The following is a 12,937-nucleotide window of genomic DNA, read 5'->3' as shown; positions in this document are numbered from 1 at the left end:
GTCCGGCTTTAACGAAGATTAATATGCGACCGTGGCTGAACGGGGGCTGAACGAAATTTGACCAGGCGGTTCATCTAACTGGGCGGTTCAAGCGTGCGGCAAACACCGCAGGCCAGACCGGCCCACGTCCATTCTGTCCGGGGGTGGTTCAGCCGATCGACAGGTTGACGGCTTTCGGACCCTTGCCGCGCTTGTCCGGCTCGGTGTCGAATGTCACTTTCTGCCCATCCTCAAGACCGGGAAGACCCGACGCCTGCACGGCCGAAATATGGACGAAGACATCCTTTGCCCCGTCGTCCGGCGTGATGAAGCCGAAGCCCTTGGCGTGATTGAAGAATTTGACGGTGCCGGTCTGCGGCATGGGAAGCTCCTTTGATCCCACAAGTCCAGTCTCGGGCCGGCAAATGCCCGGACGGAAATTTGTCCTTTATTTTAGTGCCATCGGCAAGAGAAAGTTTTGCGGGTGCGGGCAAGCATCCCGGAACACAAAAGGCGCGACGAAAACCGCCGCGCCTTTACAGAATTCAAGTTCACTCCAAAAGCCTTGCAGCATCCTCACCCCGAAAGGACGCGCGGCACGCTGTGGTTTCAGGCAGCGCGGAGATTGACCGCTTTCGGACCCTTGCCCATACGGTCGGGCTCGACATCGAAGGTGACCTTCTGACCGTCGACGAGCGTGCGCAGCCCGGAAGCCTCGATCGCCGAGATGTGGACGAACACATCCTTGGCGCCGCCATCGGGCGTGATGAAGCCGAAGCCTTTGGTAGCGTTGAAGAATTTAACGGTGCCGGTCTGGGCCATTGGGGAAACTCCTTCACCCGTGTCAGTCTTGGTGGTTCCGCCCGCCGCCTGGCGCCGTGGGCAAGTCCCGGTGGTTGCTTCGGCAGTCATGCATTGGCGCATGGTAAAACCCCCCGCCGAAAACGGGGCTGTCAGAGATTCACAGTATCGGGGAAAGGTCGTCCAAAACGTTCCGCTCTCCGGGTCGCAAATGCCCGAACACAAAATTTATCGCACGGAAACGTGATGCTTGCAAGACACAGCCGCGGGCGGCCCCAACAGGGGCATCCCGACGCATCGCACCGATAGTACCGGTTTTCTGCGCGGTCATCGGCCAGACTTCACCCAGGCATGGTCCAGCAAGCGGGGCAGGTGCTGTCTTGGCTTGCGCCGCAATACCGCCCTGGCTCGCCCAGTTGCAAACAGGGGTTGCATCTGGCAGCGGAATGACGAGGATCGGCCTGACCCAGGCACCATTTGTGCAGGCAGGAGTTTCAAGGGAGGGAACATTCATGCGGTTTCTTGCGACAATCTTTCCGCGGCAGGTTTTTTCCATCCTGTTCCTGTCGGCAATTCTCGCAGCCTGCACCGTCGTGGTGGATGATGAGGGGCCGGGGCCGCGCCCGCCACGGCCGGGGCCGCAATTCTGCACTAGGCAATATGACCCGGTCTGTGCCCGGCGCGGCGGCGACCGCCAGACCTTCGCCAATGCCTGCCTTGCCGAACGGGCCGGATACCGCATCATTCGCGAGGGCGAGTGCCGCGGCGGTGGTGGTAGCGGTGAGGAGCAGACATTCTGCACCCGCGAATACCGCCCAGTCTGTGCCCGTCGCCATGGCGAACTGCGCACATTCCCCAACGAATGCGAAGCCCGCGCGGCGGATTATCGCGTCGTCGATGACGGGCCCTGCTAGCGCACCGACCTACAGCCTGGCCGGATAAGCACCATCTGGGGGCCGGCGTAGAGCTCAGCGCCGTTCCCGTTGGAGATGCGCAGGCGACGCGGATCTGCGGCATCATCAGCGTGTGAAGCAGCGTTGCGGCGCGTCGGCTCAGTTGGCCGGGTTGTCGACCGGTTCGAGATTGTCTTCCGTGGTGACCCGCTCATAGGTCTCCTGATCGCTGCGGATGCGATATTGCGGCGAGCCGTCCTTGACCGGCAGCCGGCTTTTGATCTGGAACAGCTCCGCGGTCTTTTGGGCAAGGCCGGTGCGGCTCTTCATGCGGACGGTCTGGCCGACGGTGAAGATATGCGCCGGCGTGTCCGTGCGCCGCGCATTCTGCTGGAAGCGGATCATGTGACATTCTCCTGGTCGTGCCGAAGCGCTGCGTCGAGCTCGGCATGGTCAATGGCGACAAGCTGGCTGGTCGCGCTTTTCACTGTCCTTGCCGGCAGATGGATGAAAGTGGCGACGCGGCGCCAGGCAGGCCAGGACATGCCGTCGATCAGTTCTTCGTCGTGGTCGATGTCATAGTCGCCGGCCGGCTGCACGCCATCCAGCCCGCCAAGCACGAAAGGTGCCGCGAAATGCGCTATGGAATGGGTGGTGCGAGCAGACATTCTTGTGCCTCGAAGTTCTCGCTTGTGCCTTGAAGTTCTCGTGCCTTGAAGTTTCTTTCCGGCCTGCCCCGGAAGCGGAGCCTGCATTGCGGTACCAGGTGTCGGCGATTTGGATAAGTTTGGCGGGCCGAGAATCCCTGACACCGCGGGGCCAAGCATGACCCAAAACGGTTTCTTACCATTAGTCTGAAAATACGGCTTATTCAAGAAGTTTTCGGCCTCTTACCCCTACCAACGTGAAATTACTTTTCTATAGTTATCTGCAGAACGATGATACGGTCCCGGTGCACCTCAAAAATTGTTTGAAGAAATTCCGAAAAAATTCCTCCGGCATTTGTATTTATCTAGCAATGGAAGGAAGAGAGTCATGAACTCCGCAAGAACACCGGATGTCCCGACAGTTGCAGTCAGTCCTGTCGCAAAGCCGATAAAGGTCTTGTCGCCGCGTCTCACGATAAGAAGCGACGAGGCGGCAAGGCGAAGGATTGCCGACACCGACGGCACGGCGCGGCGGGCGCGCCAGCTTGCCGAAAGCAACCGCCTGATTTGACGCGCAAGCCATGACGCTCAATTTTCCCAATCCCAGCCGCTCCTATGACGCGGCGGCCAAGCGCATTCGTTTCGTCGGCCATGACGGCATGCTCGAAGTCCCGTTCTTTGTCGAGGTCGCGGCACTTTCGGCGGCAAACCCGGCTGCAAGCGGAGCCGAGGCCGAATTCCTCAGCGCCTTCGACGCCAAGCGTTCGTCGATCCAAGAGATTGCGCGCCAAGCCTACTCGCACGGCCGCAGGAACATGTATGTGCTGACGCCGGCCGACTTTCGGTAGGCTCCCCCGGGTTCGAAGGTTTGCTTCGTAGCGACCGCCGTCTGCTCTTGCACGCGCCGCAGCGATGGCCTAGATCGCGGCAGGCGGACAACACGGCAGGTTTCCCATCAACAGAGATCCGAGACAACCGGCAGGCGCACGTTACGGCTCAGGCGGACAGCCGCCGCTGGGGCTCGACCAGCACGTGCAGCAGGCGCTGCAGCTGCACCAGGCCGGGCGTCGGCAGGAAGCCGAGGCGCTTTACCGACAGGTGCTGGCGCAAAAGGCCAACCACCCGGCTGCTGCGCATTTCCTCGGGCTTCTGCTGCACCAGACCGGGCGCAGCGCCGAGGGGCTGGCGCTGATCGAACAATCGGTGCGTCTGCAACCGAACAATCCGGATTTCCTCAACAATCTCGGCACCGTGCTGCGCGACCTCGGCCGGGTCGCGGCCGCCGCCGATCTCTTCCGCAAGGTGGTGGCGATTCGGCCGGACCAGCTGGCGGCGCGTGACAATCTCGGCTCGTCGCTGAAGCAGCTCGGCCAATTCGAAGGCGCCGAGGATATTTATCGCGGCACGATCGGCCGCAACCCGTTCCATGTCCGCGCCCGCGTCGGGCTTGCCGAAACGCTGCAGGAAGCGGGCCGGCTGGATGAGGCACTGGCTGTTTTTCGCGAGGCGCTGACGATCCGGCCGAAGGATGCCGATCTTTTGCACGGCCTGGGTGTCGGGCTGATGGAAAAGGGCAATCTCGACGAGGCTGCGGATCTTTTCAGGCAGGCGCTGGCTGTGGACCCCGGCATGGCGAGGGCCTGGCTGATGCTTACCCAGGTCAAGCGCCAGAAGGAGCGCGACGCCGAGCTTGCCCGCATGGAGGCGGAGCACGCCAAGGCGCCGCAAGGCAGCCTGGCGCGCATGCAGCTTTCCTTCGGTCTCGGCAAGGCCAATGACGATCTCAGGGAGTATGGCCGCGCCTTCGACTATTTCGCCGAAGGCAACGCGATCCGCCGCCAGGGCATCGACTACGACGCCGGCAAGACGCGCGGCGAGTTCGAGGCGATGAAGGCGGTGTTCGACAAGGCCTTTTTTGAAAGGCACAGGCCGAGCGGGATAGCCGAGGACACGCCGATCTTCGTCGTCGGCATGCCGCGTTCCGGCACCACGCTGGTCGAGCAGATCATCGCCAGCCATCCGCAGGTCTATGGCGCCGGCGAGCTCAGCATATTGAAGACGGCGGTCGGCAAGCAGTTTCCGCTCAGCATGAAGGGCGGCTTTCCCTGGGGCATCGCCGACATGCCAGACAAGGCCTATGCCGAGGCCGGCCAGGCCTATCTCGACATGCTGCACGCCCGCTATCCGGGTTCTCGGCACGTCACCGACAAGATGCCCGGCAATTTCCTCTTGGTGGGCTTCATCCATTTGATGCTGCCGAAGGCCAAGATCATCCATTGCGCGCGCGATGCGGCGGCGACCTGCCTGTCGATCTACAAGGTGCACTTCCGAGGCGACAGCCATCGCTACGGCTACGATCTCGACGAGCTCGCCGATTTCCACAATCTGTACACCGACATCATGGCGCACTGGCACGCCGTGCTGCCTGATGTCGTGCACGACGTTCGCTACGAGGATTTCGTCGCCGACCAGGAAGGCCAGTCGCGGGCGCTGATCGCCCATCTCGGCCTGCCGTGGGACGACGCCGTGCTGTCGTTCCACCAGACCGACCGGCCGGTGCGAACGGCGTCGGCTGCGCAAGTGCGCCAGCCGATGTATCAGGGCTCGGTCGACCTGTGGAAGCGCTATGGCGACCGGCTGAAGCCGCTGCACGACAAACTTGATCGAGGGGCGCCTACAGCTCGATGAAGGGCTGAAAACCGCCAAAGATCATGCGCTTGCCGTCGAACGGCATGGTCTCCCAGTCCGACTTGAGGCGCGGGTCGGCCATCACCTTGGCCATCACCGCGTCGCGGCTCTGGCGCGATTCGTAGACCACCCATGAGAAGATGACGACCTCGTCGTCCTTGGCCTGTACGGCGCGCGGGAACGAGGTGAGCTCGCCATAAGGGACGTCGTCGCCGACGCATTCGACGTAGGCAAGAGCACCGTGCTCCTTCCAGACGGCGCCGCCGGTTTCCGCCAGCTTCTTGTAAGCATCGAGCTTTGCCTTCGGTACAGCAAGTACGAAACCGTCGACATAGGACATCTGATTTCCTCCATGCGATCGTTTTCCTCTCCCTCTGGAGCGGGAGAGGTGATTTCAGACACAGCCTGTGTGGAATGCTAAGCTGCTTTCACCGGTGCGTTCATTGCCCATTCGACGCCGAACGGATCACGCATATTGCCCCAGCGATCACCCCAGAACATCACCTGCAACGGCACGACTTCCGCGCAGCCCGCCTCGATGGCCCGCTGCCACCAGGCGTCGATGTCGTCGCTGCCGAGATGGAGCTGCATGGTGTAGCCCTGCGGCTTCACAGGGGCCATTCCATGCTCGGGATAGAAGTCGGAAAGCATCAGGGTCGAACCGTTGATGTGGAGATGGATATGCATGGTACGGCCCTGTTCGTCCGGCGGATAGGCAAAGACCTGCTCGGCACCGAAGGCCTTTTGGTAAAATTCGGCGGCTTTGAAAGCGCCATCCAACTGAAGGTAGGGTGTCAATCCGCCAAGCACTTTGGCGGCGGGCTGGGTCTGCGGCTGGTCATTCATGTCATGCTCCTCTTTGCGTCTGGTTTGCCTTTGCGAACCACAGGACGAACGGAACGGCGACGATCCTACACGGCCGATGGTTTTTTGGATTCGAAATGGCGCCTGCCGCGACGGCCAACTGCCACCTTTCAACCTTCGATGCGAATCCGCGGGCTGTTTTGCGCGTCGACGACGATTTCCGGCCAGCCAATATCTTTGCGCAGCTCGATCGGCAATGAAAGGATGGCGCGTTCGCTGCGATAACGGGCGCGAGCCGCCGAGTAACGCGTCACGGCGTGACCTATGGATGACAGAATAGACATGATGCTTTCTCCTCAATTGGCGCCGGCATCACCGTGTCGGCAACCCAAGGACGTGGCATGCGATCATCAACCGACAGAGCGCCGGAATTTTTTTCCGCAAGCCTTCAGCCGCCGGCTCGGCAACCTCCCGGAAGAACTCCTCCGGGCTTTCGATCTCGGTCAATCGCCGTTTCTCGATCAGCCAGAAGCGGTTGCCAACCGCGCGGATGAAGGAGCGGTCGTGCGAGGCAAGCAGGCAGCTCGCCTGATGTTCCAGCAATTCCGCTTCCAGTGCTTCCTGACCATCGATATCGAGATGATTGGTCGGCTCGTCGAGTAAATAGAAATTGGGATTGGCGAGCCTCAGCGCCAGCATCATCAGCCGCGCCTTCTGTCCGCCCGACAGCACGCCGATCCTGCGCTCCTGCATGTCGATGCTGACGCCGGCGCCCGCCAGCAGCGAGCGGGCGCGCTGCTCGCCGACATCGAATCTGCGCGAGAGCATCGCCAGCGGCGTGTCGTCGCCGCCGATGCCCGACAATGCCTGGTCGCTATAGCCGAGCACCGTCGACGGCGTCACCCTCAGGCTTTGCGCCGCCGTTTCCGGCTCGACGATGGCGTTCCGGATCAGGCCGATCAGCCGTGACTTGCCGACGCCGTTACGGCCGAGCAGGACGATGCGGTCGCCTTGGCAGATGTGGCGCTTACCGGTGCTGAACAACAGCGTGCCGTCAGGTGTTCCGACCACCAACTCGTCGAGCGTGATCAGCACCTTGGCATGGCTGCCGCGATTGGCGAGCTTGATCGCGCCCGCCGATCTTTCGCGGTGTGCCGGCGCTGCCGCTTCTTCCAGACGCTCTGCCCGCTGGTTGAGCTGCTTGGTCTTGACCGTCAAAAGGTCGCTGCCGGAATTGATGCCGATATTGTTGAGCTTGGCCGCCTGCCGGCGCAGCTGCTGCGCCACTTTCATGTCGCGCTGGAATTTGCGCTCGGTCGAGGCATCGACTTCGCTCAATGCGTCCCTGGCTCGTGAATAGGGCAGCGAGAATACCGGCGACTGTTCGGGGCGCAGGAACAGCGTCCGGTTGGTCGTAGCATCGAGAAAAGCGCGGTCGTGGCTGGCAATCACCAGCGGCACCTCACGTGGCAGCGCGTTCAGCCAGGTCTCGAGCTGGCTGATCTTGCCGAGATCGAGGTGATTGGTCGGCTCGTCGAGAAGCAGGACGTCGGGGTCGGTGACCCAGACGCGGGCGATCAGCGCCAGCCTTTGCCAGCCGCCGCTCAAGGCCCGCATCGGCCGCTCGCGCATCGGCTGCGGCACATCGAGCGAGTCGAGAACCACGTCAACGCGCCATTGCTCGCTTTCGGCCTGCTCGGCCGGCATGGCGTCGGCCACGACCTCATGAAAGCTACGCCCGGCCAAGGCTGCGGGGACGACTTGCTCGACATAGCCGACGCGCAGGCCGCGCGTGCGGGTGATGTCGCCGGAAGTCGGTTCCATTTCGCCGGTCAGGCATTTGAGCAAAGTGGATTTGCCGCGCCCATTGGCGGCGACGATGCCGAGCCGGTCGCCGGTGCCGATGGTGAGGTCGAGGTTGGAAAACAGCGGCGCACTCAGGGTGACGCCGAGGGATTTGAGGCTGATCAGGGCCATTTGGGTTTCTCTGGTCTTGCCGGAGCCCGGCTCAATGCACTTTGACGGTGCACGTGCCAGCCATTAGGCTCGGCATTGCGCACCACGAAGGGCAGACCAAAAAATCGAAGCGGGGAAAAACCCGGACCGTCCCTGGTCAGCCCTGCAAGCTAGCTCGCAGGGCAGAGACAGGGCCGCGCTGACGGTGGTGAGAAAATAACACGCAGCCCTCCTTTCAAGACGTTCGAGTTGTAGAAACTGGCTACACCAAGGGTAGGGCCGATGGCAAGTGGCTAGGCTCCCCCTTCTCCACTTGTGGGAGAAGGTGGCCGCGAAGCGGTCGGATGAGGGGTGCTCCAGCTTGGCACCGACGGCGATCCGTCCAGCACCCCTCAACCGTCTCGGCGCTGCGCGCCGATCCACCTCCCACAAGGGGAGAAGGGAAGCTCGCTACCGTCCCGGCCGACCCGTCTTGCCGGGCCGGCGCTTTTCACGGCGGGCGTCGGCGGGGTCTTCGTAGGAGCCGATGCCGGCGCGCTGGCGGACAATGGGTTTTGCAAAATCGTCGCGATCCTTCGCGCCCCCCTCTGCCCTGCCGGGCATCTCCCCCACACGGGGGGAGATCGGCTGCTGCTTCGCCGGAACTTTTCCCTCGACCGGCTTCTCGGTGCGCCGCACGGTCATCTCGTCGAGCGAGTTCTTCTTGAACAGCGGCTTGGTCGGTTCGCCCGGGATGCCGAAATCGGAGCCGTGCGCCTCTTCGGCCGACTGCTTCTTGAACAGCGAACGCGACACTGCGCCGGCCGGGGTCGGCATATCCGTGCCCGGCCCCATGGCGTCGAGCGAGGGCTTCGAAAACAGCGGCTTCTTCACCGGCACGGCGCCATCGGCACCCATTTCGTCGAGCGCCGGCTTGCGGAAGAGATTGGGCCGGGCCGCCTCTTCGGCGGCACGTGCCTCGTCGAGCTTGCGGAAACGCTCCTGTTCCTCTGATGTGCGATGTTTGGCCACGCCTTTATTGTGCTTGCCCTTCTCGCGGCCCGAGACCGGGCTTTCCATGTCGGCATACTTGGCCAGCGGGTCGTCGGAGATGGACAGCTCCATCTCGCGCAGCCGTTTGATCTCGTCGCGAATGCGGGCGGCCTTCTCGAAATCGAGGTTGGCGGCGGCGTCGCGCATCTGCTTGTCCAGGGCGTCGAGATGCGCCTTCAGATTGTTGCCCATCATCGCGCCGGCGCTGTCGGTGAACTGCGAGATATCGGCGCGGACATGATCTTTTTCGTAGACCGAGTCCAGGATGTCCGAAATGCGCGACTTGACCGATTCCGGGGTGATGCCGTTGGCCGCGTTCCACTCCATCTGCTTTTCGCGACGGCGGTTGGTCTCGGCCATTGCCCGCTCCATCGAGCCGGTGATCTGGTCGGCATAGAGGATGACCTTGCCGTCGACGTTCCTGGCGGCGCGGCCGATGGTCTGGATCAGCGAGGTCTCGGAGCGGAGAAAACCTTCCTTGTCGGCATCGAGGATGGCGACGAAACCGCATTCGGGAATGTCGAGGCCTTCGCGCAGCAGGTTGATGCCGACCAGCACGTCGAAGGCGCCGAGGCGCAGGTCGCGCAGGATCTCGATACGCTCCAGCGTGTCGATGTCTGAGTGCATGTAGCGCACACGAATGCCCTGCTCGTGCAGATACTCGGTCAGGTCCTCGGCCATGCGTTTGGTCAGCACGGTGACCAGCGTGCGGTAGCCGGCCCTGGTGGTCTCGCGGATTTCGCCCACGACATCGTCGACCTGCGTCTTGGCCGGGCGCACCTCGACCGGCGGATCGATCAGGCCGGTCGGGCGGATGACCTGTTCGGCGAAGACACCGCCGGACTGCTCCATCTCCCAACCGCCGGGCGTTGCGGAAACCGCAACGGAAAGCGGGCGCATGGCGTCCCACTCCTCGAAGCGCAGCGGCCGGTTGTCCATGCAGGACGGCAGGCGGAACCCATACTCGGCCAGCGTCGCCTTACGGCGAAAGTCGCCGCGATACATGCCGCCGATCTGCGGTATGGTGACGTGGCTTTCGTCGACAAAGACCAAAGCGTTGTCGGGGATGTATTCGAACAAGGTCGGCGGCGGATCGCCCGGCTGGCGGCCGGTCAGATAGCGCGAGTAATTCTCGATGCCGGCGCAGGAGCCCGTCGCTTCCAGCATCTCCAGGTCGAAGCGGGTGCGCTGCTCAAGCCGCTGCGCCTCGAGCAACCGACCGGCCCGTTCGAGTTCGACCAGCCTGTGCTTGAGCTCTTCCTTGATCGACTTGATGGCCTGGTTCAAGGTCGGGCGTGGCGTCACATAGTGCGAATTGGCATAGATCTTGACGCTCTTCAGCTCGCCGGTCTTTTGGCCCGTCAGAGGGTCGAATTCGGTGATCGCCTCGATCTCGTCGCCGAACAGCGAGATGCGCCAGGCGCGGTCCTCGAGGTGGGCCGGGAAGATCTCGATCGTGTCGCCGCGCACCCGGAACGAGCCGCGGACGAAGTTGATGTCCTGGCGCTTGTATTGCTGGGCGACGAGGTCGGCGAGCAGCGCGCGCTGGTCGAGCCGGTCGCCGATCTGCATCTGGAAGGTCATCGCCGTATAGGTCTCGACCGAGCCGATACCGTAGATGCAGGACACCGAGGCGACGATGATGACGTCGTCGCGCTCGAGCAGCGAGCGCGTCGCCGAATGGCGCATGCGGTCGATCTGCTCGTTGATCGAGGATTCCTTCTCGATGTAGGTGTCGGTCCGGGGCACATAGGCCTCAGGCTGGTAATAGTCGTAGTAGCTGACGAAATACTCGACGGCGTTTTCCGGGAAGAATTTCTTGAATTCGGAATAGAGCTGCGCGGCCAACGTCTTGTTGGGCGCCAGGATCAGAGCGGGGCGCTGCGTCTCCTCGATCACCTTGGCCATGGTGAAGGTCTTGCCCGAGCCCGTGACGCCGAGCAGAACCTGGGTGCGGTCGTTGCTGTTGACGCCCTCGACGAGATCCTTGATCGCCGTCGGCTGGTCGCCGGCGGGCTCGAAATCCGAGACCATCTTGATGGCGATGCCGCCTTCGGATTTTTCCGGCCGGGCGGGACGGTGCGGCGTCCACAGCACGCCGTCCTTGTGCAGCGGATTGCCGGATTCGATCAGCGCCGACAGCGCCGCGACGGTGGCGGTGACGCCGCCCGAAGCCATGGTCTCGGCCTCTTCCAGGGAGACATCGAGGCCGGCGACAGGGTTGAGACCGGCCGCGGTGCGCTCCCGCGCCGAAGCCGCGCCGCCCATCGAGGTACCGCGTGCCGTACGGCCGGGGGAAGAGGAGCGCTCGGGGATTTTCTTGGCAGACTTGGCGCCTTCCCTCCCCCTCGAGGGGAGGGTGGCGGCGGAGCCGCCGGGTGGGGTCGGTGCGGCAGTACTCGACGTTCCTTTGCGTCCCGCGCTGCCTCCGGCGACCCCCTCTGTCGCCTTCGGCGACATCTCCCCCTCGAGGGGGGAGATTTGGCGCCCTTCCTTCTCGGCTTCCTGCTCTATCTGCTCGGCCCAGTCGGCGATCGAGCCGGTCAGCGGGGCGCCGGTGAACTCGGTCTGCGGCGCCTCGGCAAAGCCGCCCTTGTACAGGGGCTCCGAGGCATCGAGGAAATCGGTCAGCGGACTGAGCCGCTTGGGCGGTGAAGCGCGCTCGTCATTCGCCGGCGGAGGCGTTTTCTTGTCGGGGAGTCTGGCCATGGACCGAATATGGGAGGTATCGGCCAAAATGGAAAGAGCGGAGTGGCCGGTGGCGCGAGGCGCAATTTGGCTCCTGACAGCAGGCTGTCAGGAGTAGCGTCTAAGCACGCCCTCAGTTGAACCAAAGCGCGAACGTCAGAAACCCGGCGCCGCCGAATTGGCGCTGGATCTGGTCGAACTCCTCGCTGGTGAGAATCTTCCCGCGTTCTAGATAGGGCGCGATGGCCGGGCCGGTGATCGACAGCACCAGGTCGAAGGTTTTTGGCTCATCAAAGAAGCGCTTCATGTTGATGCCTTTGTCGGCGATGCGGAAATGCGGCAGCAAGGTGCGGCCTTCCAGCAGATCCTCGGCCATGGCCAAGGCAGCGAGCCAGGCCTGCACCTGCTGCTCGCCGACTTCGAGACCGGTCAGCGGGCTGGCGCCTTTCTGCTGCGGCCCGGGCAGCCATTCGCGGTCATTGTCGGTTTCGGCGCGGATGGCTTTCCAGTCCTCGCGCGACAGCCGGATCATTTCCATGAGATGGCGGCGTGCCGCTTGCCGGCGCTCAGGCTCGACCACTTGCCAGTTAATGAGATGCACCAGGGAGATGAAATCGGCGAGACGCCATTCGGACGACAGAATGCTGCCGCCCATGCCACCGTCCAGCGGAACGAGCGTGTCCTGCAGTGGCAGTTTTGCGCGCGGGAACAGCATGTGGAAGGAGCCGTCGAACGTGTTTCTGAAATCATGCGCCAGCCAGAAGTCGGCCTGCGCCATCAGGAACTCGGCATAGCCCTGCAGCCAGTAGCCGTCGGCCCGGTCGAAGCGGAAGGTGAGGGCTGGTGCGGCCGCGTCTGGCGCACCGCCGCCGCGTGACAGAGACGCCATGATCGCCGCGGCGCTTTCGTCCGGCGCGATCGTGCCGTCCTCGTTGAGGTCGATGCCGAGGCGGGTGAGGTCGATGACCATGCCGATGTCAGCGTCGGCGGGTACCGAACCCAGCGTGGCTGCGGATTTCTCCAGCCGGTCGCGGAAGGCGACGAGAATGGCGCGGAATTGTTCGTAGGTCAGCGGCTCGGGATTGGCATTGTCCGGCACCGGCAGCCGCATCAGCGGCAGCATGAAGGATTGCGGGCTGTCGAAACCGTGGCGGTGCAGGCCGCCGGCCAGTATCTCCAGCGCGGTGAAGAATTCGCCGGCGCCGGCGGCATAGGCGGCTGCCGGATCGCCCGGCGCGGCGGCTTCCAGAGCGGCAAGAGCGCTGTCGCGCTCAGTCACGGTTTTTGCCTCGAACAGGGCCGCCGGTTCGGGAGCCGCGGCGCTGGGTAACGCCAGCCGCAGGAGAAGAATGATGGCGCACGCCACCAGCCTGGAAAAACGCTTCATCGTGATCGCCCCTTTTGTCGCTCCGCAGTGGATCATACACGCATTTGGTTCGCTGCGCCTGT

General features: G+C 63.2%; 14 protein-coding genes. 4 read left to right on the top strand and 10 right to left on the bottom strand.

The window, feature by feature from the left end; genetic code table 11:
* Positions 1-148: 148 nt before the first annotated feature.
* Positions 149-361: a cold-shock protein gene (locus NKJ55_RS14445; protein ID WP_006202521.1), complete on the bottom strand. Its 213-nt coding sequence runs from the start codon at positions 359-361 to the stop codon at positions 149-151.
* 227 nt (positions 362-588) lie between these two features.
* A complete protein-coding gene (locus NKJ55_RS14440; protein WP_006202520.1) occupies positions 589-801 on the bottom strand; it encodes a cold-shock protein in 213 nt (70 codons plus the stop codon).
* Positions 802-1,292: 491 nt separating this feature from the next.
* On the opposite strand from NKJ55_RS14440, the gene NKJ55_RS14435 reads away from it, so the two are divergent.
* Entirely contained in the window at positions 1,293-1,694 is a 402-nt protein-coding gene (locus tag NKJ55_RS14435) for a Kazal-type serine protease inhibitor family protein (RefSeq protein ID WP_352450490.1), read from the top strand.
* 138 nt (positions 1,695-1,832) lie between these two features.
* Here the strand turns inward: NKJ55_RS14435 and NKJ55_RS14430 are convergent, their stop codons facing one another.
* Together NKJ55_RS14430 and NKJ55_RS14425 are read right to left on the bottom strand one after the other, a co-directional pair.
* Entirely contained in the window at positions 1,833-2,078 is a 246-nt protein-coding gene (locus tag NKJ55_RS14430; RefSeq protein WP_023678408.1) for a hypothetical protein, read from the bottom strand.
* On the bottom strand, positions 2,075-2,341 hold the full coding sequence (locus tag NKJ55_RS14425; protein WP_023678407.1) for a hypothetical protein: 267 nt from the start codon (positions 2,339-2,341) through the stop codon (positions 2,075-2,077). Before NKJ55_RS14425 ends, NKJ55_RS14430 begins: the two co-directional genes overlap by 4 nt.
* Positions 2,342-2,708: 367 nt before the next feature.
* Here NKJ55_RS14425 and NKJ55_RS14420 point away from each other — a divergent pair, with 367 nt between their 5' ends.
* From NKJ55_RS14420 to NKJ55_RS14410, 3 genes are all read left to right on the top strand, one after another.
* A complete protein-coding gene (locus NKJ55_RS14420) occupies positions 2,709-2,891 on the top strand; it encodes a hypothetical protein (protein ID WP_023678406.1) in 183 nt (60 codons plus the stop codon).
* Between the two features lie 10 nt (positions 2,892-2,901).
* Positions 2,902-3,168: a DUF1488 family protein gene (locus tag NKJ55_RS14415; protein WP_352450489.1), complete on the top strand. Its 267-nt coding sequence runs from the start codon at positions 2,902-2,904 to the stop codon at positions 3,166-3,168.
* Positions 3,169-3,352: 184 nt separating this feature from the next.
* The gene (locus tag NKJ55_RS14410; protein ID WP_352450488.1) at positions 3,353-5,008 is read left to right on the top strand and encodes a tetratricopeptide repeat-containing sulfotransferase family protein; all 1,656 of its coding nucleotides are present in this window, start codon (positions 3,353-3,355) and stop codon (positions 5,006-5,008) included.
* On the opposite strand, the gene NKJ55_RS14405 is transcribed toward NKJ55_RS14410, so the two are convergent.
* From NKJ55_RS14405 to NKJ55_RS14380, 6 genes are all read right to left on the bottom strand, one after another.
* Positions 4,995-5,348: a DUF1428 domain-containing protein gene (locus tag NKJ55_RS14405; protein WP_023678403.1), complete on the bottom strand. Its 354-nt coding sequence runs from the start codon at positions 5,346-5,348 to the stop codon at positions 4,995-4,997. The genes NKJ55_RS14410 and NKJ55_RS14405 overlap by 14 nt on opposite strands.
* A gap of 77 nt (positions 5,349-5,425) precedes the next feature.
* On the bottom strand, positions 5,426-5,854 hold the full coding sequence (locus NKJ55_RS14400; protein WP_352450487.1) for a VOC family protein: 429 nt from the start codon (positions 5,852-5,854) through the stop codon (positions 5,426-5,428).
* Between the two features lie 128 nt (positions 5,855-5,982).
* Positions 5,983-6,156 (bottom strand): hypothetical protein, encoded by a 174-nt coding sequence (locus tag NKJ55_RS14395; RefSeq protein WP_023719167.1) that lies wholly within the window; start codon positions 6,154-6,156, stop codon positions 5,983-5,985.
* A gap of 28 nt (positions 6,157-6,184) precedes the next feature.
* Positions 6,185-7,789: an ABC-F family ATP-binding cassette domain-containing protein gene (locus tag NKJ55_RS14390; protein WP_352450486.1), complete on the bottom strand. Its 1,605-nt coding sequence runs from the start codon at positions 7,787-7,789 to the stop codon at positions 6,185-6,187.
* Positions 7,790-8,218: 429 nt separating this feature from the next.
* Positions 8,219-11,509 (bottom strand): excinuclease ABC subunit UvrB, encoded by a 3,291-nt coding sequence (gene uvrB, locus NKJ55_RS14385; RefSeq protein WP_352450485.1) that lies wholly within the window; start codon positions 11,507-11,509, stop codon positions 8,219-8,221.
* Positions 11,510-11,621: 112 nt separating this feature from the next.
* Positions 11,622-12,875 (bottom strand): hypothetical protein, encoded by a 1,254-nt coding sequence (locus tag NKJ55_RS14380; RefSeq protein ID WP_352450484.1) that lies wholly within the window; start codon positions 12,873-12,875, stop codon positions 11,622-11,624.
* Positions 12,876-12,937: the final 62 nt, after the last annotated feature.

The sequence above is a fragment of the Mesorhizobium sp. M0106 genome, assembly GCF_040322715.1.
Classification (GTDB): domain Bacteria; phylum Pseudomonadota; class Alphaproteobacteria; order Rhizobiales; family Rhizobiaceae; genus Mesorhizobium.
The sequence above is the reverse complement of the archived record's forward strand: the minus strand, read 5'-3'. Positions and strand labels throughout refer to the sequence as shown.

Bases quoted from the DNA above. Each gene is read 5' to 3' on its own strand.
- NKJ55_RS14445 (WP_006202521.1), bottom strand. From the start codon at position 361: ATGCCGCAGACCGGCACCGTCAAATTCTTCAATCACGCCAAGGGCTTC.
- NKJ55_RS14440 (WP_006202520.1), bottom strand. From the start codon at position 801: ATGGCCCAGACCGGCACCGTTAAATTCTTCAACGCTACCAAAGGCTTC.
- NKJ55_RS14435 (WP_352450490.1), top strand. From the start codon at position 1,293: ATGCGGTTTCTTGCGACAATCTTTCCGCGGCAGGTTTTTTCCATCCTG.
- NKJ55_RS14430 (WP_023678408.1), bottom strand. From the start codon at position 2,078: ATGATCCGCTTCCAGCAGAATGCGCGGCGCACGGACACGCCGGCGCAT.
- NKJ55_RS14425 (WP_023678407.1), bottom strand. From the start codon at position 2,341: ATGTCTGCTCGCACCACCCATTCCATAGCGCATTTCGCGGCACCTTTC.
- NKJ55_RS14420 (WP_023678406.1), top strand. From the start codon at position 2,709: ATGAACTCCGCAAGAACACCGGATGTCCCGACAGTTGCAGTCAGTCCT.
- NKJ55_RS14415 (WP_352450489.1), top strand. From the start codon at position 2,902: ATGACGCTCAATTTTCCCAATCCCAGCCGCTCCTATGACGCGGCGGCC.
- NKJ55_RS14405 (WP_023678403.1), bottom strand. From the start codon at position 5,348: ATGTCCTATGTCGACGGTTTCGTACTTGCTGTACCGAAGGCAAAGCTC.
- NKJ55_RS14400 (WP_352450487.1), bottom strand. From the start codon at position 5,854: ATGAATGACCAGCCGCAGACCCAGCCCGCCGCCAAAGTGCTTGGCGGA.
- NKJ55_RS14395 (WP_023719167.1), bottom strand. From the start codon at position 6,156: ATGTCTATTCTGTCATCCATAGGTCACGCCGTGACGCGTTACTCGGCG.
- NKJ55_RS14390 (WP_352450486.1), bottom strand. From the start codon at position 7,789: ATGGCCCTGATCAGCCTCAAATCCCTCGGCGTCACCCTGAGTGCGCCG.
- uvrB (WP_352450485.1), bottom strand. From the start codon at position 11,509: ATGGCCAGACTCCCCGACAAGAAAACGCCTCCGCCGGCGAATGACGAG.
- NKJ55_RS14380 (WP_352450484.1), bottom strand. From the start codon at position 12,875: ATGAAGCGTTTTTCCAGGCTGGTGGCGTGCGCCATCATTCTTCTCCTG.